This is a genomic window from Scandinavium hiltneri, from assembly GCF_024764835.1.
Classification (GTDB): domain Bacteria; phylum Pseudomonadota; class Gammaproteobacteria; order Enterobacterales; family Enterobacteriaceae; genus Scandinavium; species Scandinavium hiltneri.
Window position 1 is genome coordinate 1 of sequence record NZ_JALIGE010000018.1, and the last position, 405, is coordinate 405.

Annotated in this window: 1 protein-coding gene; it reads right to left on the reverse strand. The window is 42.5% G+C overall.

The genetic code is table 11. The features are described 5' to 3' along the window. Positions 1-405 (reverse strand): substrate-binding domain-containing protein (locus MUU47_RS00075; protein ID WP_374684730.1); only part of this gene is annotated, 405 nt, incomplete at both ends.

Consider the following 405-nt stretch of genomic DNA (forward strand, 5'->3'; position numbering starts at 1 on the left):
GCATTGTATTCTTCAGTTAATTTTTCAATTAGGGGTGTAACAGAGGTTGATCCGTTAATTTGAACTTCACCTGAAACATCTCCACCAGTAAATTCTTCTGCTCCATCGTCAACAGGAACTTCACCGTTTTCTTCAACAACTGCTTGTCCTTCAGCAGATAGGACAAAGTCTAAGAAATCTTGTGCTTGTTCGGAAAGATCTTCTCCGTATACAAGGTTGAAGTCACGAGCAATATCGTAGTCACCAGCTTTGATGTTTTCTGGAGTTGGTTCAACGCCTTCAACTTGTAAGGCTTTAACTTCGTCGTTACCTTGAATAGCACCAACGGAAACGTAGCCAAGAGCGTACAGGTCTTCTTGTACACCGGTGATGACAGCGTTCGTACCATCTTGGACTGTGATAGAT